This is a genomic window from Streptomyces sp. NPDC021096, from assembly GCF_040641275.1.
Classification (GTDB): Bacteria; Actinomycetota; Actinomycetes; order Streptomycetales; family Streptomycetaceae; genus Streptomyces.
This window is the reverse complement of record NZ_JBFADG010000011.1, coordinates 31113-52566: the sequence shown is the minus strand read 5'-3', so window position 1 is coordinate 52566 and position 21454 is coordinate 31113. Positions and strand designations below refer to the sequence as shown.

The 21454-nt window shown below is 73.4% G+C and carries 14 protein-coding genes and 1 pseudogene; 14 read left to right on the top strand and 1 reads right to left on the bottom strand.

Annotation, left to right across the window (positions count from 1 at the left end):
* The first annotated feature begins 81 nt into the window (after window positions 1–81).
* The 7 genes and pseudogenes from ssd to AB0G59_RS17045 all read left to right on the top strand — a co-directional run.
* Window positions 82–1191 carry a septum site-determining protein Ssd gene (gene ssd, locus AB0G59_RS17075; protein ID WP_360912307.1) on the top strand — a complete coding sequence of 370 codons (1110 nt, stop codon included), beginning with the start codon at window positions 82–84 and terminating at the stop codon, window positions 1189–1191.
* Window positions 1188–2345 carry a TadA family conjugal transfer-associated ATPase gene (locus tag AB0G59_RS17070; RefSeq protein ID WP_360912305.1) on the top strand — a complete coding sequence of 386 codons (1158 nt, stop codon included), beginning with the start codon at window positions 1188–1190 and terminating at the stop codon, window positions 2343–2345. Before ssd ends, AB0G59_RS17070 begins: the two co-directional genes overlap by 4 nt.
* A complete protein-coding gene (locus tag AB0G59_RS17065) occupies window positions 2342–3271 on the top strand; it encodes a type II secretion system F family protein (RefSeq protein WP_360912303.1) in 930 nt (309 codons plus the stop codon). Before AB0G59_RS17070 ends, AB0G59_RS17065 begins: the two co-directional genes overlap by 4 nt.
* Window positions 3268–4065, top strand: a complete 798-nt coding sequence (locus AB0G59_RS17060; RefSeq protein WP_360912301.1) for a type II secretion system F family protein — start codon at window positions 3268–3270, stop codon at window positions 4063–4065. Before AB0G59_RS17065 ends, AB0G59_RS17060 begins: the two co-directional genes overlap by 4 nt.
* A 154-nt stretch (window positions 4066–4219) precedes the next feature.
* Window positions 4220–4459 carry a DUF4244 domain-containing protein gene (locus AB0G59_RS17055; protein ID WP_360912489.1) on the top strand — a complete coding sequence of 80 codons (240 nt, stop codon included), beginning with the start codon at window positions 4220–4222 and terminating at the stop codon, window positions 4457–4459.
* The gene (locus AB0G59_RS17050; protein ID WP_071963862.1) at window positions 4446–4790 is read left to right on the top strand and encodes a TadE family type IV pilus minor pilin; all 345 of its coding nucleotides are present in this window, start codon (window positions 4446–4448) and stop codon (window positions 4788–4790) included. Before AB0G59_RS17055 ends, AB0G59_RS17050 begins: the two co-directional genes overlap by 14 nt.
* Window positions 4768–5088, top strand: a pseudogene (locus AB0G59_RS17045) (Rv3654c family TadE-like protein); the annotation flags it as partial. The gene AB0G59_RS17050 and the pseudogene AB0G59_RS17045, both read left to right, overlap by 23 nt.
* A gap of 20 nt (window positions 5089–5108) precedes the next feature.
* Here the strand turns inward: AB0G59_RS17045 and AB0G59_RS17040 are convergent.
* Window positions 5109–7580: a DEAD/DEAH box helicase gene (locus tag AB0G59_RS17040; protein WP_360912297.1), complete on the bottom strand. Its 2472-nt coding sequence runs from the start codon at window positions 7578–7580 to the stop codon at window positions 5109–5111.
* Between the two features lie 54 nt (window positions 7581–7634).
* Between AB0G59_RS17040 and bldG the strand changes: the two genes are divergently transcribed.
* The 7 genes from bldG (at window position 7635) to tmk (ending at window position 21402) form a co-directional block, all read left to right on the top strand.
* On the top strand, window positions 7635–7976 hold the full coding sequence (bldG, locus tag AB0G59_RS17035) for an anti-sigma factor antagonist BldG (RefSeq protein ID WP_030367299.1): 342 nt from the start codon (window positions 7635–7637) through the stop codon (window positions 7974–7976).
* A 185-nt stretch (window positions 7977–8161) separates the two neighbouring features.
* The gene (locus AB0G59_RS17030) at window positions 8162–8635 is read left to right on the top strand and encodes an ATP-binding protein (protein WP_360912295.1); all 474 of its coding nucleotides are present in this window, start codon (window positions 8162–8164) and stop codon (window positions 8633–8635) included.
* A 478-nt stretch (window positions 8636–9113) separates the two neighbouring features.
* Complete coding sequence (locus AB0G59_RS17025) at window positions 9114–11507, top strand: sodium-translocating pyrophosphatase (RefSeq protein ID WP_360912293.1); 2394 nt, start codon at window positions 9114–9116, stop codon at window positions 11505–11507.
* A gap of 219 nt (window positions 11508–11726) precedes the next feature.
* Window positions 11727–12302, top strand: coding sequence for a small secreted protein (locus AB0G59_RS17020; RefSeq protein WP_360912290.1), 576 nt, complete (start codon window positions 11727–11729; stop codon window positions 12300–12302).
* A 115-nt stretch (window positions 12303–12417) separates the two neighbouring features.
* Window positions 12418–13956, top strand: a complete 1539-nt coding sequence (locus tag AB0G59_RS17015; RefSeq protein WP_360912288.1) for a methyltransferase — start codon at window positions 12418–12420, stop codon at window positions 13954–13956.
* Window positions 13957–14333: 377 nt separating this feature from the next.
* Window positions 14334–17210, top strand: coding sequence for a type I DNA topoisomerase (gene topA, locus AB0G59_RS17010; protein ID WP_360912286.1), 2877 nt, complete (start codon window positions 14334–14336; stop codon window positions 17208–17210).
* Window positions 17211–17397: 187 nt separating this feature from the next.
* Window positions 17398–21402 (top strand): dTMP kinase, encoded by a 4005-nt coding sequence (gene tmk, locus AB0G59_RS17005; RefSeq protein WP_360912284.1) that lies wholly within the window; start codon window positions 17398–17400, stop codon window positions 21400–21402.
* Window positions 21403–21454: the final 52 nt, after the last annotated feature.

Sequence of the window (21454 nt, the reverse complement as noted above, 5' to 3'; positions counted from 1 at the left end):
CCCAGTTCGCTGCACGGTGATTCCCCGCGAGTTCCGCGATGTTCGCGGATGCGAGAGCGCGTAGTGAGAGGGGAGGAGACCGTGACCGGATCCAATACATCCGATTGGCCCACTTCCGGGGAGCCGAGGCAGCGCGGCCCGCTGATCGTCACGGAGGACGAAGGACTGCTCGACGATCTGTTGCGGCTGTGTGCCGCTGCAGGAGCCGTTCCCGAGGTCGTCCACGGCACACCCGCCCGCAGGGGCGGCTGGGACAGCGCACCCCTCGTCCTCGTCGGCGACGACTGCGCGATGCGCATGGGCGGCGCCGCCCGCAGGGAGGGGGTGGTGCTCGTCGGCAAGGACCTCGACGATCCCGGCGTCTGGCGGCGGGCCGTCGGGATCGGCGCCCGCAACGTGGCGCTGCTCCCCGACAGCGAGAGCTGGCTCGTCGACCGGATCGCCGACGCCGTGGAGGGCGTGGGACGGCCGGCCCTGACCGTCGGGGTGATCGGCGGCCGCGGCGGTGCCGGAGCCAGCACCCTGGCCTGCGCCCTGGCCGTCGCGGCGGCGCGCACCGGGCGGCGCACGATGCTGATCGACGGCGACCCGCTGGGCGGGGGCCTCGACGTGATGCTGGGCGGGGAACGGGCCGAGGGGCTGCGCTGGCCCGCCTTCGCCGACTCGCGGGGCCGCGTGGCGGGCCGCGCGCTGGAGGAGGCGCTGCCCGAACTGCACTCCCTGCGCGTCCTGAGCTGGGACCGGGGCGAATGCGCGGCCGTTCCTCCCGAAGCGATGCGCGCCGTGCTGGCCGCCGCCCGCAGACGCGGCGGCGTGGTGGTCCTGGACCTGCCGCGGCGACTCGACGAAACGGCCATGGAAGCCCTCGAACAGCTCGACGTGGGCCTGCTGGTGGTGCCCGCCGAGCTGCGCGCGGTCGCGGCGGCCCACCGGGTCGCCTCGATGCTGGGAATGCTGCTGGGCGACCTCCGGGCGGTGGTGCGGGGCCCCTTCGGCTCCGGACTCGGTGGGGAGGAGATCTCCCGGCTCCTCGGGCTGCCCCTGGCCGGCGAACTGCCGCTCGAGCCCGGCCTGCCGGACGCGTTGAACTCCGGGCGGCCGCCGGGCGGTGGCGAGCGTGGACCGCTGGCCCGGTTCAGCGCGGAGTTCTGGGCACACGCACTGGCCGAAGGCGGAGGTGTGCCGGTATGAGCGCGGTGTTGCTGGACGCCGTGCGGCTGCGGCTGGCGGAAAGCGGAGCGGACCCCACGCCCGCGCGCGTGGCGGAGGCGCTGCGCCGGGAAGGGCGGCTGCTCGGCGACGCCGAAGTGCTCGGCGTGGCGGCCAGGCTGCGCTCCGAGCTGATCGGCACCGGCCCGCTGGAGCCCCTGCTCGCGGAACCGGACGTCACCGACGTCTTGGTCACCGCACCCGACCAGGTGTGGGTGGACCGCGGAGCGGGCCTGCAGCGCACGGAGGTGTCCTTCCCCGACGCGGCGGCGGTGCGCCGGCTCGCCCAGCGGCTCGCCGCCATCGCCGGGCGCCGACTGGACGACGCGCGGCCCTGGGTGGACGCCCGGCTTCCGGACGGTACGCGGCTGCACGCGGTGCTGCCTCCGGTGGCCGTCGGCTCGACGTGCCTGTCGCTCCGGGTGGTGCGGCCCCGTGCCTTCGCGCTGGAGGAGCTGGTGGCTGCGGGGACCGTGCCGCCCGGCGGCCAGCGGCTGCTGCGGGCGGTATTGGACGCCAGGCTGTCGTTCCTCATCAGTGGCGGTACGGGCTCGGGCAAGACCACCTTGTTGTCGAGTCTGCTGGGGCTGGTCGCGCCCGATGAGCGGATCGTGCTCGCCGAGGACTCCGCGGAGTTGCGCCCGGACCACCCCCATGTGGTCCGGCTGGAGACGCGGCCGGCCAATCAGGAAGGGACCGGCCTGGTCACCCTGCGGGATCTGGTGCGGCAGGCGCTGCGCATGCGCCCGGACCGGCTGGTCGTGGGCGAAGTGCGCGGACCCGAGGTCACCGATCTCCTGGCGGCTCTCAATACGGGGCACGAGGGCGGCTCCGGCACGGTGCACGCGAACGCCGCGGCGGACGTGCCGGCCCGGTTGGAGGCGCTGGGCTCCTCGGCGGGCCTCGACCGGGCGGCGCTGCACAGCCAGTTGGCGGCCGCGCTGTCGGTCGTGATCCATCTGGTGCGCGACCACGGCGGACGACGGCGCATCGCGGAAGTGCACGTGCTGGACCGGGATCCGGCCGGATTCGTGACGACCGTGCCGGCGGCCGTCTGGGGCGCGGAGGGCTTTGAGCGGGCCCCTGGGTGGGCACGGCTGGCGGCGCTGTGCGAGCGCGGCGGGGGTGCCTCATGACCGGCTGGGTACCGACTCCGTTGCCGCAGACGGTGACCTGGGGTGCGGCGCTGCTGTGCGCCTTGGTGGTGGCCGGACTGTGGGCGAGGCCGGGGCCGCAGGTGCGGCGGGCCCGGCTGCTGTTGGCCGGTGGCGGCGGTGGCCCTGCCGGGCTTGGAGCCGGTCCTGGCGGTGGCCCCGCGTGGGTGGCCCGGGCGGGGGAGTGGGCCGGGCGCCTGCGGCGGTGGGGACGGGAGAGGCGTGAGCTGCTCTGCCTGCCGCTCGCCTGTGGGGTGGCCCTGGTGGGCGAGTCGGTACTGCCGCTGATCGCGGGGGCGTTGGCCGTGCCGCTTGTACGGCGCTGGCTCGGGGTCCGGCGGCGGGAGCGCGAGCGGGAGCGACGGGAAGCCGCGGTGATCGAGATGTGTGGCACCGTCGCGGGCGATCTCAGGGCCGGGAGACAGCCCGGCGAGGCGATGGCCGGCCTGGCGCGGATGGAGTTGGGGCCGGGCTGGCCCGCCGTGCCCGCTGCGGCGCGGTTCGGCGGGGACGTGCCGGAGGCGCTGCGGAAGGCCGGACTGCAGCCGGGAGCCGAAGGGCTCAACGGCGTGGCCGCCTGCTGGCAGGTGGCGGTCGACGGAGGCGCGGGGCTTGCCTCGGGGCTGGAACGGGTGGCGGCGGCCCTGAGCGCCGAGCGGGACCAGCGGGACGAGCTGCGTGCCCAGTTGGCGGGCACGAGATCCACCGCCGCCATGCTCGCGCTCCTCCCCGTGCTCGCCCTCCTGATGGGCAGTGCGCTCGGCGCGGCACCGCTGCGGGTTCTGCTGCACACCCCGGCCGGGATCGGCTGCCTGGTCCTCGGCGGGCTGCTCGAGTGCGCGGGAATCGCGTGGACGCGACGGATCGTGCGGGCCGCCGAGGGGCCCGGGAGAGGACGGAAGGCGTGAGCGGGGAGCTTGTCCACAGCCTGTGGGCGGCGGCCCTGGCGGTGGTCGCGGGGCTGTGTGTGGCGGCCGTCGGCGGCGCGTCCCGCCGGAAGAGATCGATGCGGCGCCGGGCGGCCTCACTGTTCGCACGACGGGTGCCGGAGGGACCCGGGGGCGGCCCCAGGGGGTGGTTACGGGCCGCTGTGGCCGCCCGGGGCGGACGGCCTGCCGTCGTGGCGGGGATCGCCGGACTGGTCCTCGTCGGGCTCGCCGGAGGGGCCGTGGGATGTCTGCTGGCGGTCGCCGCCGCATACGGCGCGTGGCACCGGCGGCGGAAGGCGGAGCAGGCGGGCGCCGAGGCCTCGGCGGAGGAGGTCGGGTGCCAACTGCCGTTGGCGGCGGATCTGCTGGCCGCCTGCCTGGCCGCCGGTGCGGGGCCACGAGAGGCCGCCGAGGCGGTCGGGGGGTCGCTGGGCGGCCCGGTGGGCGACCATCTGGCCCAAGCCGCGGCGGAGGTGCGGCTCGGGGGCGAGCCCGGCACGGCGTGGGGGCGGCTGGGGAGCCTCCCGGGGGCTGCCAGTACGGCCCGCTGCCTGGAGAGGGCCCAGGCGACCGGGGTTCCGGCGGTGGAGCCCATGGGGCGGCTCGCGGCGCAGTTGCGCGCCACGCAGGCCAGGGCGGCGGGCGCCCGGGCACGACGAGCGGGCGTCCTGGCGACAGCCCCGCTCGGGCTGTGCTTCCTGCCCGCGTTCCTGACGGTCGGAGTGGTTCCGGTGGTGATCGGTCTCGCCGGCGGGCTCGTGCAGGGCGAATGACGGCGGTGACGACAGCGACGGCCGTGACGGCAGTGACAGCCGCGACGGCGACCTACGAAAGAGGAGGGCAGCGATGACGACTACGGCCATGACGACGACAGCGAAAACGACAGCGAAAACGACAGCGGCGACGACAACGATGGCGAGGGCGGCAATGGCGGCGACAGCGGCGACAGCGGCGACAGCGACAGCGACGGCACGGGCAACGAGGGCAGCTCTGCGGCTTCGAGGCCGCTGGAGGACCGATGACGCCGGTATGACCACGGCTGAGTACGCCGTGGGAACGCTCGCGGCGTGTGCTCTGGCGGCGGTGCTCTACAAGGTCGTCACCAGTGGGCCCGTCAGCGCGGCGCTGCAGCAGCTGATCGTGAAGGCGCTCCATGCGACGTTTTGATGGCGGCTATGTGACCGCCGAGGCCGCGGTGGTGTTGCCGACGCTGGTGCTCCTCACCATGACCCTGCTCTGGTCCCTGATGGCGGCCGCCGCGCAGATCCAGTGTGTGGACGCGGCGCGGGCGGGGGCGCGGGCGGCGGCTCGGTCGGACCCGCCGGCGGCGGCCGTCGCGGCGGCCCGGTCGGCGGCTCCGCGAGGGGCTGAGGTCGGGCTGGCGCGGGAGGGGGACCTGGTGCGGGTGCGGGTCGAGGCCCGCTCGGCGGGGCCGGGGCCGCTGGCCGTGCGGCTGAGCGGGGAGGCGGTGGCTCTTGCGGAGGAGACCGTGCGGTGAGACGGGTTCCGCGACGGTGTGGACGGCGGTCGTGGCGATGGCGTTCTGTGTCGTGCTGACGGCGCTGCTGGCGATGGGTCAGGCGGTGGTGGCCCGTCACCGTGCCGGTGGGGCGGCGGATCTGGCGGTGCTGGCCGCGGCCGACCACGCCCTGCACGGCGAGGACGCCGCCTGCCGCCTCGCCCGCGAGGTCGCCGCGGCCCAGGGGGCACGCGTGGTGCGGTGCGTGGTGAAGGGGGAGTTCGCGGAGGTGGCGGCCGAGGCGCGGGCCGGGCCGTACTCCGTGCGGGTGCGGTCCCGCGCGGGGCCCGGCGCCGTTCAGGGACCGCCGGGGGTGCCGTCCGGGGCCTCGTCGGCGGGGGCGCCGGCGAGGAGGCGGGTCAGCAGCCGGATGGCGCCCCTCTTGTCCAGCGGGTCGTTGCCGTTGCCGCACTTGGGGGACTGGATGCAGGAGGGGCAGCCGGTGTCGCACTCGCAGGCGGCGATCGCCTCACGGGTGGCGTTGAGCCAGCGGGCGGCGGTGTGGAAGGCCCGCTCGGCGAAGCCGGCGCCGCCGGGGTGGCCGTCGTAGACGAAGACGGTCGGCAGGAGTGTGTCGGGATGGAGGGGGACGGAGACGCCGCCGATGTCCCAGCGGTCACAGGTGGCGAAGAGCGGGAGCATGCCGATGGAGGCGTGTTCGGCGGCGTGCAGGGCGCCGCCGAGGATCTCGGGGTCGATGCGGGCGGCGTCGAGCTGGTCCTCGGTGACGGTCCACCACACGGCGCGGGTGCGCAGGGTGCGGGGCGGCAGGTCCAGCTTGGACTCGCCGAGCACCTCGCCCGTGATGAGTTTGCGGCGGAGGAAGGAGACGACCTGGTTGGTGACTTCGACGGAGCCGAAGCACAGGCGCGCGTCCCCCCAGGGGATTTCGGTGGTGGTCTCCAGGATGGAGATGGCGGTGGTGTCGCGGGCCGTCGTCGAGTAGGGCGGATCGGCCTGCTCGACCAGGGCCACGGACTCCTCCAGGTCGAGGTGGCGCACGAGGTAGGTGCGGCCCTGGTGGAGGTGGACGGCGCCCTCGTGGACGGTGGTGTGGGCGGCGGAGGCGTCCACCGTGCCCAGCAGGCGGCCGGTGCCCTCCTCCACGACCTGGACGGGGCGGCCGCCCCCGCCCCGGATGTCGGCGAGGTCGGCGGCCCGCTCGCGGCGGGTCCAGTGCCAGGCGGAGGCCCGGCGGCGGAGCAGCTTGCGAGCCTCGAGCCGGGTGATCACGACCATGGCCTCGGGGCCGAAGAGGGACAGGTCGGCCTCGGTGAGCGGTAGCTCCTCGGCGGCGGCGCACAGGTGGGGGGCGAGGACGTAGGGATTGTCGGGGTCGAGGACGGTGGATTCCACGGGCCGCTGGAAGAGGGCTTCGGGGTGGTGGACGAGGTAGGTGTCCAGCGGGTCGTCGCGGGCGATGAGGACGGCCAGGGCGCCCCGGCCGGTGCGTCCGGCGCGGCCGGCCTGCTGCCACAGCGAGGCGCGGGTGCCGGGGTAGCCGGAGAGGAGGACGGCGTCGAGGCCGGCGACGTCGACACCCAGTTCGAGGGCGGAGGTGGCGGACAGGCCGAGCAGTTCGCCGGTGTGCAGGGAGCGCTCGATGGCGCGGCGCTCCTCGGGGAGGTAGCCGCCGCGGTAGGCGGCGACGCGGGAGGGGAGGGAGCGGTCCACGGCGGCGAGGCGTTCCTGGGCGATCAGGGCCACGAGTTCCGCGCCGCGCCGGGAGCGGACGAAGGCGACGGTGCGCACGCCCTGGACGGTGAGGTCGGTGAGGAGGTCCGCGGTCTCGGCGGTGGCGGTGCGGCGGACGGGGGCGCCCCGCTCGCCGTGGAGCTCGGTGAGCGGGGGCTCCCAGAGGGCGAAGACGACTTCGCCGCGCGGGGAGGCGTCCTCGGTGATCTCCACGACCGGTACGCCGGTGAGCCGGCTCGCGGCGGTGGCGGGGTCGGAGGCCGTGGCGGAGGCGAGGAGGAAGACGGGGTCGGAGCCGTAGCGGGCGCAGATGCGCCGCAGGCGGCGCAGGACCTGGGCGACGTGGGAGCCGAAGACGCCCCGGTAGGTGTGGCACTCGTCGATGACGACGAAGCGCAGGGCGCGCAGGAAGGAGGCCCATTTGGGGTGGGCGGGCAGGATGGAGAGGTGGAGCATGTCGGGGTTGGTCAGCGCGTAATTGGCGTACTGGCGCACCCACTCCCGTTCCTCTATCGGCGTGTCCCCGTCATAGACGGCGGGCCGGATGCTCTTGCCGAGGGGCGCGGCCAGTTCCCGTACGGCGCGGCGCTGGTCGGCGGCCAGGGCCTTGGTGGGGGCGATGTAGAGGGCGGTCGCGCCGCGGCCGTTGGGGGCCTCGGAGCCGTCCAGCAGGGTGCTCAGCACGGGGGCGAGGTAGGCGAGCGACTTGCCGGAGGCGGTGCCGGTGGCGACCACGGCCGACTCGCCGCGCAGCGCGTGTTCGGCGGTGCGGGCCTGATGCGCCCAGGGCCGCTCGATGCCGGCCGCCCGGATGGCGTCGATCACTTCCGGCCGGATCTTCTCCGGCCAGGGGGCATGACGTCCGGGACGAGGGGGCAAGTGCTCCGTATGAGTGATGCGTGCAGCCCGGCCCGGCCCGCTGGCGAGTCGGTCGAGGACCGTCCGGGGAGAGGGGTGCACGCCCGCCTCCGGCGGGAGTTGATCGTTGGCCATCGACACCGAGTGTGTCACTGGCGTGACGGACAATGGCGCCAAGGCGTCGTGCGCGCCTGCCGGTAAGTGATTGAATGCCATCGCGGCTGCCGATCCATGGGGGGCGACCGCTCGATGCAAGGTGCTGGAGGATCCGTGGACCTGTCCCTGTCGACCGAGACCGTAGGCGACCGTACGGTTGTCCGGGTCGGTGGCGAGATTGATGTGTACACCGCGCCCAAGCTGCGTGAGCAGCTGGTCGAGCTTGTCAACGACGGCAGCTATCACCTCGTCGTCGACATGGAGGGCGTCGACTTCCTCGACTCCACCGGGCTCGGCGTCCTGGTCGGCGGACTCAAGCGTGTGCGTGCCCATGAGGGCTCGCTGCGGCTGGTCTGCAACCAGGAGCGCATTCTCAAGATTTTCCGTATCACCGGCCTGACCAAGGTGTTCCCGATCCACACCTCGGTCGAGGACGCGGTGCAGGCGACCGACTGACGCCGCCGGGCGGCACGGCGGCCGGTGTCCGGCCGGCCGCGGTCGCCGTCCGACGGACAACCGCACAGGCGAACAGCCGCACAGCCACGCCGGGGGGTAACGGGCTCGAGGGCCCGTCCCCTCTGCGAGTTCGCCCTTTTCCCGATGAGGGAAAGGTGCCGGCAGGTAACACCGAGGGGGATGGCATGGCCACCGTCGAACTGCTCTTCAGTGCCCTTCCCGAGCATGTCCGTACGGCCAGGCTCGTGGCGGCCGCGGTGGCGCGCCGGGCCGGGGTCGACGAGGCCGTGCTGGACGAGGTCCGGCTCGCGGTCGGCGAGGCGTGCTCGCGCGCGGTCGGCCTGCACAACAGCCAGGGGATCTCCACGCCGGTACGGGTCGTGCTGACCGAGGACGAGAAGAAGTTCTCCATCGAGGTCGCCGATGACGCGCCGCGCCCCGCCGCCGTGGCGGCGGCGGTGACCGCCGCGGCCAGAGCCGCGTCGAGTGCCGCGGCGTCCGGTGGCGCCGTGCCCGCGCCCCCGATGGAGGAGAGCGAGGACGACATGGGCCTCGCCGTCATCAGCGGGCTCGTCGACGACGTCGAGGTGACGGCCGACGAGAGCGGGGGCCTGATCCGTATGAGCTGGCCGACGACGCCCACGGCCCCGCAGCCGTAGCGCGTCTGCCCCCACTGCTGTAGTCCACCGCGCCTCACGTGCCGTAATGGCGATGGGTGAAGGCCCGGGACCGGCAGGGGCCGGGGAAATCCCCTGCGGAGGCGGCACGGAATGCCGTCGGTGGCTTCCGCGTCGGTCGAACGGGCTGTCGATCTTCGGCGGCGACCCCGGTGACTCCCCTCGAATGGATCACTGCGCCGGCCGGATTTTCCCGTCTCCAGGTGCCGATCAGGTGCGAGGCCTGCGAGAGGCGTCCGCGAAGCCTTCGCGACTCGCCCGCGGGGTATTCGCGGATCATCTCTGCGATCTTCACCTGGGAAGTCTTATTCCGTTTCCCGTGCTCTGTTTTGATCTCGCCATGCTCCCTACAATCCGTCCATCTTGAGCTCAGGACGCCTGAGCGTGGCGGCTGTTCCCGCGGTTGTCCTTCCGCCGCTGGTCGGCTACGCGCCCATGTGCCAAACGTCAAGGAGGACGAATGGCGGGGCCCCTTACCCCTGAACAGGTGGACTTCACTCAGAAACTCGCGGTCGAGCTGACCGACGGCAATCGCACCCTGGTGATGGTGATCGCCGCAGTGGCGATCGCGGCACTCGCGGTGGCCGTGGTGCTGGTGCGTCAGGTGCTCGCGGCAGGCGAGGGCACCGAGAACATGAAGAGAATCGCCGCGGCGGTGCAGGAAGGCGCGAACGCCTATCTCGCCCGGCAGTTGCGCACGCTCGGCGTCTTCGCCGTGGTCGTGTTCTTTCTGCTCATGCTGTTGCCCGCGGACAACGGCTCGCAGCGCATCGGACGTTCGCTCTTCTTCCTGGTCGGCGCCCTGTTCTCGGCGGCCACCGGCTATATCGGCATGTGGCTGGCGGTGCGCAGCAATGTGCGTGTGGCCGCCGCGGCGCGGGAGGCGACGCCTGCCGAGGGCGAGCCCGAGAAGGATCTGACGGCGGTCTCGCACAAGGCCATGAAGATCGCGTTCCGGACGGGTGGGGTCGTCGGCATGTTCACGGTGGGCCTCGGCCTGCTGGGCGCCTCCTGTGTCGTCCTGGTGTACGCGGCCGACGCGCCCAAGGTGCTGGAGGGATTCGGCTTCGGGGCGGCGCTGCTGGCGATGTTCATGAGGGTCGGCGGTGGCATCTTCACCAAGGCCGCGGACGTCGGCGCCGACCTCGTCGGCAAGGTCGAGAAGGGCATCCCCGAGGACGACCCGCGCAATGCCGCCACGATCGCGGACAACGTGGGCGACAACGTCGGGGACTGCGCGGGGATGGCGGCCGACCTGTTCGAGTCGTACGCGGTGACGCTCGTCGCGGCGCTGATCCTGGGCAAGGCCGCGTTCGGCGACGCCGGTCTGGCGTTTCCGCTGCTCGTGCCCGCCATCGGCGTGCTCACCGCGATGATCGGCATCTTCGCGGTGGCGCCGCGGCGCAGCGACCGTAGTGGGATGACCGCGATCAACCGGGGGTTCTTCATCTCCGCGGTGATCTCGCTGGTCCTGGTGGCGGTGGCGGTCTTCGCGTATCTGCCCTCCAGCTACGCGGACTTGGAGGGCATCGGGGACGCCGCGATCCGGGCGCACGACGGTGACCCGCGCGTCCTGGCGCTCGTGGCCGTCGCCATCGGCATCGTCCTCGCCGCGCTCATCCAGCAGCTCACCGGCTACTTCACCGAGACCAGCCGGCGGCCCGTGCGGGACATCGGCAAGACGTCCCTGACCGGCCCCGCGACCGTCGTCCTCGCCGGCATCTCCATCGGCCTGGAGTCCGCGGTCTACTCGGCGGTGCTGATCGCCCTGAGCGTGTACGGGGCGTTCCTGCTGGGCGGCACGTCGATCATGCTGGCGCTGTTCGCCGTCGCGCTCGCCGGCACCGGGCTGCTGACCACCGTCGGCGTCATCGTCGCGATGGACACCTTCGGGCCGGTCTCCGACAACGCGCAGGGCATCGCCGAGATGTCCGGCGACGTCCAGGGCGCGGGCGCGCAGGTGCTCACCGACCTCGACGCCGTGGGCAACACCACCAAGGCGATCACCAAGGGCATCGCCATCGCCACGGCCGTACTGGCGGCGTCCGCGCTGTTCGGTTCGTACCGGGACGCGATCGCCACGGCCGTCGGGGAGGTGCGTGCCGACCCCGGGGAGCTGGGGCTGAGCCTGGACATCTCGCAGCCCAACAACCTGGTGGGGCTGGTCCTGGGCGCGGCCGTGGTCTTCCTCTTCTCGGGGCTGGCCATCAACGCGGTCTCGCGCTCGGCGGGCGCGGTGGTCTACGAGGTGCGGCGGCAGTTCCGCGAGCATCCCGGGATCATGGATTACAGCGAGAAGCCGGAGTACGGCCGGGTGGTGGACATCTGCACCAAGGACGCGCTGCGCGAACTGGCCACGCCCGGTCTGCTCGCCGTCATGGCCCCCATAGCCGTCGGCTTCTCGCTCGGCGTCGGCGCGCTCGGTTCGTACCTGGCCGGCGCGATCGGCACCGGCACGCTGATGGCGGTCTTCCTCGCCAACTCCGGTGGTGCCTGGGACAACGCGAAGAAGCTGGTCGAGGACGGCCACCACGGCGGCAAGGGCAGCGAGGCGCACGCGGCGACGGTCATCGGCGACACGGTCGGCGACCCGTTCAAGGACACCGCGGGTCCCGCGATCAACCCGCTGCTGAAGGTGATGAACCTGGTGGCGCTGCTCATCGCGCCGGCGGTGGTGAAGTTCAGTTACGGGGCCGACGCCAACCGGGGCCTGAGAATCGGCGTCGCGGTACTGGCCGTTGTCGTCATCGTGGGCGCGGTGTACGTCTCCAAGCGGCGCGGCGTCGCCGTGGACGGTGACGACGGCAACGCCGAGCGGGCGGCGAAGCCCGTGGACCCGGCGGTGGTGTCCTGACGGCGTCTCAGCGTGAGGAACGACAGCACGGGAGCGCACCGCAGGCACCCGCTCCGGTCCGGCCGGGCACCGCGTCAGGTGCGGCGAACGCCACGCCTAGCTTGGTGCAAATGGCTTTAAAAGGGTGCGTAATGGGTGCATGCGGTGTGCTCGGCTCCTGGCCCCTCTCGCCTGGACGTGTAAGTTCCGGGGCCGAGAGCCATTGAAGGGACCAATCCGGTGAACAAGAAGCTTGTGGCGGCACTGTCCGGCGGGGCGGCACTTGTCCTGGCGCTGACGGGCTGCGGCGGCGGTGACGACGACGGCAAGAAGAAGCTCGACGACTGGGCCAAGAGCGTCTGCGACCAGATGCAGCCTCAGGTGAAGAAGATCACGGACGCCAACTCCGCGATCGCGAGCATGCAGACCGAGGAGGACTCGAAGAAGGTCCAGCAGACCGACTCGACGGCTTTCCAGGCCAACGCCGACGCCTACAAGGCGCTCGCCACCTCCGTGGACCGCGCGGGCGCGCCGCCCGTCAAGGACGGCGAGACGAGCCAGAAGAACGCCGTCAAGGCGCTCAACGACCTCTCGGGCGCGTACGCCGGGCTGAAGAAGCGGATCGACGAGCTGGACACCGGCGACAAGGCCAAGTTCGCCGAGGGCCTCAAGAGCATCGCCGGGGACATCGGCAAGCTCAGCAGCCGCAGCGACGAGGCACTCAAGAAGCTGCAGTCCGGGGACGTCGGCAAGGCGATGGCGAAGCAGCCGGGCTGCCAGAAGACGTCGGTCAGCCCCACGCCGACGAAGAAGTGACACCGGCGGAGAAGTAAGGCCGACGGAGCCGGGATTGGTTCCGGCCCGGCTCCGCGCCCCCGGGCGCGGAGCCGGGCTTTCGCCATTTGCCGCCGGCGCCCCCGACAATGGCCTGGTGAGTACGACGCACCTCCCCACCGCCGACCCGGCGCGCACCGCCCGACTGCGCGAGGCCCTGCTGGCCGCGGCCTTCACGGCCGACGGCCTCCTCGACCTGCTCGGCGCCTCCGCCTACGCCGCCCTCGCCCGCAGCGAGACCGTCCCCGCCCTGCGGGCCACCCGCGGCGACGGCCCGCTGGAGACGCTGGTCCGGCTCTTCCTGCTGCAGCGGTCCGTGCCGTACGCCCGCGCCGCCGCCGCGCTCCCCGTCGACGACTGCCTGGCCGACGGCTGGCTGGTGCGGGACGGGGCGGACGAAGGCCTCGTGCGGGCCGGCGTGGACGTACGCCCCTACGGCGGCCCCGAGGGGCAGGACTGGTGGATCGTCTCCGACCTGGGCTGCGCCGTCGGCGGTGCCGGCGGCATCGCCGGGGGCACCGGCGGTCCGGCCGGCGTGGAGCGCTCGGAGCTCGTGCTCGGCGTGGGCGGCGCGTCCACCACGCTCGCCGGGATCACGGTCCGCACTCCCGTCGGGAGCGCCCTCGACCTGGGCACGGGATCGGGCATCCAGGCGCTGCACGCCGCCCAGCACGCGGGCCGGGTCACGGCCACGGATCTGAACCCGCGCGCGCTGCACATCACGCGGCTCACACTCGCACTCTCCGGCGCACCGGAGGCCGACCTGCGCCAGGGCTCGCTCTTCGAGCCGGTCGCCGGGGAGACCTTCGACCTGATCGTCTCGAATCCGCCGTTCGTCATCTCGCCCGGCGCCCGTCTGACCTACCGCGACGGCGGCATGGGCGGCGACGACCTGTGCCGCACGCTGGTGCGGCAGGCGGCCGACCGGCTCAACGACGGCGGCTACTGCCAGCTGCTCGCCAACTGGCAGCACGTCGAGGGCGAGGACTGGCGGGAGCGGGTCTCCTCCTGGGTGCCGAGCGGCTGCGACGCGTGGATCGTCCAGCGCGAGGTGCAGGACGTCGCGCAGTACGCCGAGCTGTGGCTGCGCGACGCCGGCGATCACCGCACCGCTCCGCAGGAGTACGCGGCGCGCTACGACGCCTGGCTGGAGGAGTTCGAGGCCCGCAAGACCAAGGGCGTCGGATTTGGCTGGATCACGCTGCGTAAGTCTGGCTCGGACCGGCCGTCGGTGGTCGCCGAGGAGTGGCCGCACCCGATCGAGCAGCCGCTGGGGGCGACCGTACGGGCGCATTTCGAGCGGCAGGACTTCCTGCGCACGCACGACGACGCGGCGCTGCTGGCCGCGCGCTTCAAGCTGGCCGACGAGGTCGTGCAGGAACAGGTCGGACTGCCGGGCGCCGAGGACCCCGAGCACGTGGTGCTGCGCCAGAACCGTGGCATGCGCCGGGCCACCAAGGTGGACACGGTTGGCGCGGGCTTCGCGGGCGTCTGCGACGGGTCCCTGCCCGCCGGCCGCATCCTCGACGCGATCGCCCAGCTCCTCGGGGAGGACCCGGTGCTGCTGCGCGACCGTACGCCGGAGGCCATCCGCATGCTCGTCGAGCAGGGCTTTCTCACTCCGGTGGCCGGCTGACGCGGCCGGCGGGGCGCGCGGGGGGACGGGGGAGCAAGGGGTGGGCAGACCCATGAGAAGGGGAAAAGGAGGGGTCGTGATCGCGTCACATTCCTCTTTCCCCGGTCACCGGCCCCCTCCCGACCCGGCGCTCCACCAGGCGCCCCATACGGCCCACCGCTATGCCGCCGCCCCGCCCCGCCCGTCCTGTGACCGCACGTGTCAGCGCCGTCACACGCATGGTGTGACGGTCCGGGCGGCAGACAGGACGCTTGTCGGGTTACCGTTCGAGTGGCGTTGCGGGCTTTTTCCGTTTGACACGGGGGCGGGATGTACCGTCACACTCCGCAGCGTCACCGCAACGCCCACACCGAGTGTCGACCGGAAGAAGAGCGAAGTTGTCCCCGACCAGCGAGACCGCACAGGGCGGCCGCCGACTCGTCATCGTCGAGTCGCCTGCCAAGGCGAAGACGATCAAGGGCTACCTCGGCCCCGGATACGTCGTCGAGGCGAGCGTCGGGCACATCCGTGACCTGCCGAACGGGGCCGCCGAGGTCCCGGCCAAGTACAAGGGCGAGCCGTGGGCCCGTCTCGGCGTGAACGTCGACGCCGACTTCCAGCCCATCTACGTCGTCAACACCGACAAGAAGGACCAGGTCAAGAAGCTCAAGGAGCTGCTGGCCGAGTCCGACGAACTCTTCCTGGCCACCGATGAGGACCGCGAGGGCGAGGCCATCGCCTGGCACCTGCAGGAAGTCCTCAAGCCCAAGGTCCCGGTCCGCCGGATGGTCTTCCACGAGATCACCAAGGACGCGATCCAGGCCGCCGTCGCCAGCCCCCGCGAGCTGAACAAGAAGCTGGTCGACGCCCAGGAGACCCGCCGCATCCTCGACCGCCTCTACGGCTACGAGGTCTCGCCGGTGCTGTGGAAGAAGGTCATGCCCCGGCTGTCCGCCGGCCGGGTGCAGTCCGTGGCCACCCGTCTCGTCGTCGAGCGCGAGCGCGAGCGCATCGCCTTCCGCTCCGCCGAGTACTGGGACCTGACCGGCACCTTCGACACGGGCCGCGGCGGCGACGCCGGCGACCCCGCCACCTTCACCGCCCGCCTGACCTCGGTCGACGGCCGCCGGGTCGCACAGGGCCGTGACTTCGGCTCCACCGGGCGGCTCAAGGACGGCGCTCCGGTGCTGCACCTGGACGAGGCTAACGCCCGTGCGCTGGCCGCCGCCCTGGAGCAGTCGTCGTTCTCCGTGCGGTCCGTCGAGTCCAAGCCGTACCGCCGCTCGCCGTACGCCCCGTTCCGCACCACGACGCTGCAGCAGGAGGCCTCGCGCAAGCTGGGCTTCGGCGCCAAGGCGACGATGCAGGTCGCCCAGAAGCTGTACGAGAACGGCTTCATCACCTATATGCGTACGGACTCCACGACGCTGTCCGACACGGCGGTGAACGCGGCCCGTACTCAGGTCACCCAGCTGTACGGCGCCGACTACCTGCCGGAGAAGCCGCGCACGTACGCCGGGAAGGTCAAGAACGCCCAGGAGGCGCACGAGGCGATCCGTCCTTCGGGTGATCGTTTCCGCACTCCCGCGGAGACCGGTCTGACCGGCGACCAGTTCCGCCTCTACGAGCTGATCTGGAAGCGGACCGTCGCCTCCCAGATGAAGGACGCGACCGGCAACTCCGTCACCGTGCGCATCGCCGGCCGGGCGAGCGACGGCCGTGACGCCGAGTTCAGCGCGTCCGGCAAGACGATCACCTTCCACGGCTTCATGAAGGCCTATGTCGAGGGCGCCGACGACCCGAACGCCGAGCTCGACGACCGCGAGCGCCGGCTGCCGCAGGTCGGCGAGGGCGACCCGCTGACGGCCCAGGAGATCACCGCCGACGGCCACGCGACCAAGCCCCCGGCCCGCTACACCGAGGCCTCGCTGGTCAAGGAGCTCGAGGAGCGGGAGATCGGCCGCCCGTCGACGTATGCGTCGATCATCGGCACGATCCTCGACCGCGGCTACGTCTTCAAGAAGGGCACGGCGCTCGTGCCGTCCTTCCTGAGCTTCGCCGTGGTCAACCTGCTGGAGAAGCACTTCGGCCGGCTCGTCGACTACGACTTCACCGCCTCCATGGAGGAGGACCTCGACCGCATCGCCCGCGGCGAGGCCCAGGCCGTGCCGTGGCTGCGCCGGTTCTACTTCGGTGAGGGGCCGGAGGGCGGCGCCGCCGACGCGGGCAACGGCGACGGCGACCACCTCGGCGGTCTGAAGGAGCTCGTCACCGACCTGGGCGCGATCGACGCCCGTGAGGTGTCGTCGTTCCCGGTGGGCGAGGGCATCGTGCTGCGCGTCGGCCGCTACGGCCCGTACGTGGAGCGCGGTGAGAAGGACGCCGAGGGGCACCAGCGCGCCGATGTGCCGGAGGATCTCGCTCCGGACGAGCTGACGGTGGAGTACGCCGAGGAGCTGCTGGCCAAGCCGAGCGGTGACTTCGAGCTGGGCACCGACCCGGTCTCCGGTCACCCGGTCGTCGCCCGGGACGGCCGCTACGGCCCGTACGTCACCGAGGTGCTGCCCGAGGGCACCCCGAAGACCGGCAAGAACGCGGTCAAGCCGCGGACGGCCTCGCTCTTCAAGTCCATGTCCCTCGACACGGTCACCCTCGACGACGCCCTCAAGCTGATGTCGCTGCCGCGCGTCGTCGGCAAGGACGCCGAAGGCGTGGAGATCACCGCCCAGAACGGCCGCTACGGCCCGTACCTGAAGAAGGGCACGGACTCGCGGTCGCTGGAGACCGAGGACCAGATCTTCAACGTCACCCTCGACGAGGCCCTCGCGATCTACGCGCAGCCCAAGCAGCGCGGCCGTGCCGCGGCCAAGCCGCCGCTGAAGGAGCTGGGCACCGACCCGGTCAGCGAGCGTCCGGTCGTGGTCAAGGACGGCCGCTTCGGCCCGTACGTCACCGACGGCGAGACGAACGCGACCCTGCGCCGCGACGACGACGTCGAGACGATCACGCCCGAGCGCGGCTACGAGCTGCTGGCGGAGAAGCGCGCCAAGGGCCCGGCCAAGAAGACGGCGAAGAAGGCCCCGGCCAAGAAGACGGCGGCCAAGAAGGCCCCCGCCAAGAAGACCGCGGCGAAGAAGACGGCCGCCAAGAAGACGACCGCGACGAAGAAGACCGCCGCGGCGAAGAAGACGACGGCCACGAAGACGGCCGCCAAGAAGACGACGGCGAAGAAGACCGCGGCGGCCAACTCCGCCGCGGCTGCCGACGCCGAGTGATTCGGCCGACGCCGGGTTAGTCGGTAGGTCGTACTGGCGGGCAGGACAAATGGGGCGGTGGGCCGGATTCCGGTCCGCCGCCCCGGCCTTTTGTCCCGCTCGGTCGTTCGTCTTCCGTTCGCGCGCATGTTCGTGCATGTGTTCGGGGAGGCGTCTCGTATCGGGGCACTCCGGATAGGCTGGCAGGATGACGCGAGCCGAGCAGCCAACAGTGGACACCCCCACATCCGGCGCCCTAGCCGCGGACTCCCGCGAGCGTGCCGTACGAGCCCTGCTGCGCTTCCGTCCGCTCCGGCGGTTGTGGAGCGCCCAGTTCGCCGGCGGGGTCGGTGACGCCCTCGCCCTCCTCGTGCTCCTGCTGCTGGCGTTGCAGGCGGCGGTCGCATCGGGGTCGTTCGGCGGTGGTTACCGGGGCGCGGCCCTCGCCGTCGCCGCCGTGATCGGCGCGCGGCTGGTCGCCACGCTGCTCTCCGGCGCGGTCCTGCTGGGCCCGCTGTCCTCGCTCTTCGCGCCGGCCGGTCCGCTCGACCGCCGCTGGACGATGATCGGCGCGGACGGCGTCCGGCTCGCGCTGCTCGCCGTCGCGCCCACCTGGATCGTCTGGACCCCGGGCACGGCCCTCACCTGGCTGCTGGTCACGGCCTTCGTCCTCGGCGTCGCCGAGCGCGTCTGGACGGTGGCGAAGGACCAGGCGGTGCCCGCACTGCTGCCCACGGCACCGCCGGAGGGCGCGGCCGTGCGGCCGCTGCCGGACCACTACGAGGCCCTGCGGCGCCTGTCGCTGCGCACGACCTTCGTCGCGCTGCCCGTCGGCGCCGCGGCGCTCGTCGCCATCACGCTCGTGAGCAACCTCCTGGGCTCCGGGATCGACTGGTTCCACCAGCACCAGGCCGCCCTCGGCTCGTACCTCGCCGCCGGGCTCTTCGCGACGTCCCTCGCGATCCTGTACTTCCTCCACCTGCCCGGCCTGCCCAAGGGCGTGCAGGTCCCGCGCGTGCGCTCCCCGCTGGAGGGCCTGCGCCGCCCCAAGAACGCCCAGGGAGCGCCCGACAAGGGCCGTACGGGCGCGATCCCGGTGCTCGTCCTGGCGTGCGCGGCCATCGCGGGCGCGATCGCCGCGGGCGTCGGCGTCGCCACGCTGCAGGCCATGGACCTGGGCGGCGGCCCGGTGAGCTTCGGCCTGCTGGTCCTCGCGCTCTCCGGCGGCCCCGTCGTGGGCATCCGCGGCGCCCGGAAGGTGCTGCCCGGCTTCTCGCGGCGCCGCCTGCTCGCGCTGGCCCTCGCCCTGACGGGCCTGGCGCTGCTCGCCGCCGGCCTGGTGAACGACGCCACGACCGTGCTGCTGCTCGTCGTCCTGGCGGGCGTATCCGCCGGAGTCGTCGCCAACACCGGTCACTCCCTGCTCGACCAGGAGACCGAGGAGGACCGCCGGGCCCGTACGACCGACCACTTGCACGCGGTCGTCCGCGTCACGGTCGCCGTGGGCGCCGTCGCGGCGCCGCTGTTGGCCGCGGCCATCGGCCCGCACCGGATCGGGGACGGCAGCTTCGTCTTCGCGCACGGCGGGGCGGCGTTCACGCTGATGCTCGTCGGCGCGCTCCTGCTGCCCGTCGGCGCGCTGGTCCTGGGCCGGACGGACGACCGGCACGGCGTGCCGTTCCACAAGGACCTGCTGGACTCGCTGCGCGGCGGCGACCCGGTGGAGGGCGTCAGCGGCACCGGTTTCTTCATCGCCTTCGAGGGCGGCGACGGCGCCGGCAAGTCCACGCAGGTGCAGGCGATCGCGGAGTGGATCCGCGCCAAGGGCCACGAGGTCGTCGTCACCCGGGAGCCGGGCGCCACGGCCATCGGCAAGCGGCTGCGCGCGATCCTGCTGGACGTGGCGTCCGCCGGCCTGTCGGACCGCGCGGAGGCGCTGCTGTACGCGGCCGACCGCGCCGAGCACGTCGCCTCCGTCGTACGGCCCGCCCTGGAGCGCGGCGCGGTCGTCATCACGGACCGCTACATCGACTCCTCCGTCGCCTACCAGGGCGCCGGGCGCGACCTCTCGCCGACCGAGATCGCCCGCATCTCGCGCTGGGCGACGGACGGGCTCGTGCCGAACCTGACGGTGCTGCTCGACGTCTCGCCCGAGACCGCGCGCGAACGTTTCACCGAGGCGCCGGACCGGCTGGAGTCCGAGCCGGCGGAGTTCCACCAGCGCGTACGGGCCGGGTTCCTGACCCTGGCCGCCGCCGACCCCGCCCGCTACCTCGTCGTGGACGCCGGCCAGGCGCCGGAGGCCGTCACCACGCCCGTACGCCACCGCCTCGACCAGCTCCTTCCGCTCTCCGCGGCCGAGATCAAGGCCCGCGAGGAGGCCCGTGAGGCGGCCCGCAAGGCCGCCGAGGAGGAGGCCCGGCGCAAGGCCGAGGAGGAGGCCGCCCGCAAGGCGGAGGAGGCCCGGCTGGAGCGCGAGCGCCAGGAGCAGCTCGCCCGCCTGCGGGCGGAGGAAGAGGAGCGCAAGCGGCGCGAGGCCGAGGAGGCCCGCCGGCTCGAGGCCGAGCGCCAGGCGGAGGAGGCCCGTCAGCGGGCCGAGGAAGCCCGCCGCCAGGCCGAGGAGGAGCGCCGCCGCCGCGAGGCGGAGGAGCGCGCCCGGGCCGCCGAACAGGAACGTCTGCGCAAGCAGGCGGCCGAGGAGGCGCGCCTGCGCGCCGAGGCCGAGGAACGGCGCCTGGAGAAGCAGCGCAAGGCCGAGGAGGCCCTGCTGCGCGCCGAGCGCGCCCGACTGGCTGCGGAGGCCGCCGCGGCTGCCGCTGACGCGGTTACGGATGCGGTGCGTGGTGCTGCCGGTGCGGCTGCGGGCGGTGACGCGCCGACCGTGGAGACGCCGGTTCCGCGTGGGGGTGCCGCTGACGCGGGTGCGGTGAGTCGTGCTTCTGCCGGTGCCGCCGGCGGTGATGCGGCGACTGTCGAGACGCCGGCGCCGCGTGGGGGTGCCGCTGACGCGGCCGACGCGGCGGAGGCGCCGACGGTCGAGAGGCCGTCGCTGCGCAAGGACGCCGCGCGGGATGCGGAAGCGCGGGACGCCGAGGCGCGTGCGGGGCAGGACCGGGTCGCGGCCGCTCGTGACGCCGCCGATGCGCGGACGGTGGAGACGCCGGCGCCGCGTGCGGGTGACGTGAAGGATGCGGAAGCTCAGGACGCCGCCGCTCCTGGTGACGCGGATGCGCTGACCGTGGAGACGCCGGCGCCGCGTGTGGGCGACGAGGACGGTGCGGGGCGGGCTCCCGTGGTCGGGACGGCTTCGTTCCGTAAGCAGGCGCCGCGTCGTGCCGGGACGCCGGATCCGCGAGCCTCCCTCGCGGCCGACTCGGCCACCCGGACGGCTGCCGGTGCGCCCGCGCCGCGTGCCGGGGACGCGCCGACCGTGGAGACCCCCGCGCCGCGCCGCCCGGAGCGGGGCGAGGCCGAGGAGACCCAGACCGTTCAGACGCCGGTGGTGCACCGGCCCGACCCGCGTGACGCGGCTGCGGGTGCCGAGGACCGGACGGCGCTCCTCCCGCCCGTGCCGTCCGAGCCGTCCGAGCCGTCCGCGCCTGCGAGCGCCGAGGACGAGACGGCGCTGCTCCCGCCCGTGTCGCCCGCGGCGCCGGGTGCCGAGGACCGGACGGCATTGCTGCCGCCCGTGCCGTCCGAGCCGTCCGAGCCGTCCGCGTCTGCGAGCGCCGAGGACGAGACGGCGCTGCTCCCGCCCGTGCCGTCCGGGCCCCGGGCCGAGGACGAGACGGCCGTGCTGCCGCCCGTGCCGGTCCTCGGGCCGCTGGACCGGCAGCGCGTCACCTGGGGCGTCACCCCGCCTGAGGCCGAGGAGACCGCGGTGCTGCCGAAGCCGCCCGTGCGGCGGGAGCCGCCCGCGCGGGCGGAGAACCCGGCGGACCGGGTGCCGGACTGGCTGTTCCGGCCCGAGGACGAGGCGCCCGCCGAGCCGGAGGCCGAGCGCACGCGCGAGCTGCCGCCCGTCGCGGCGGACGGGACGGACGAGCAGGATCAGCCCGTACGGCGGCCGCGCCGCAGGCCCGAGTGGGCCGACGACGCGCCGACCCTCGCGGACGACCTCCTCGGCCGGCGCGACCGCGAGACCGGTCGTGAGAGCGACGGTAACGATGGTGAGGACGGTCCTCGCGACGGTCGGGGGCGCGGGCGCCGGTAGGGGCGCCGAACGACCGGACGCGGGCCGCGCTGTCAGTGGCGTGTCCCACAAT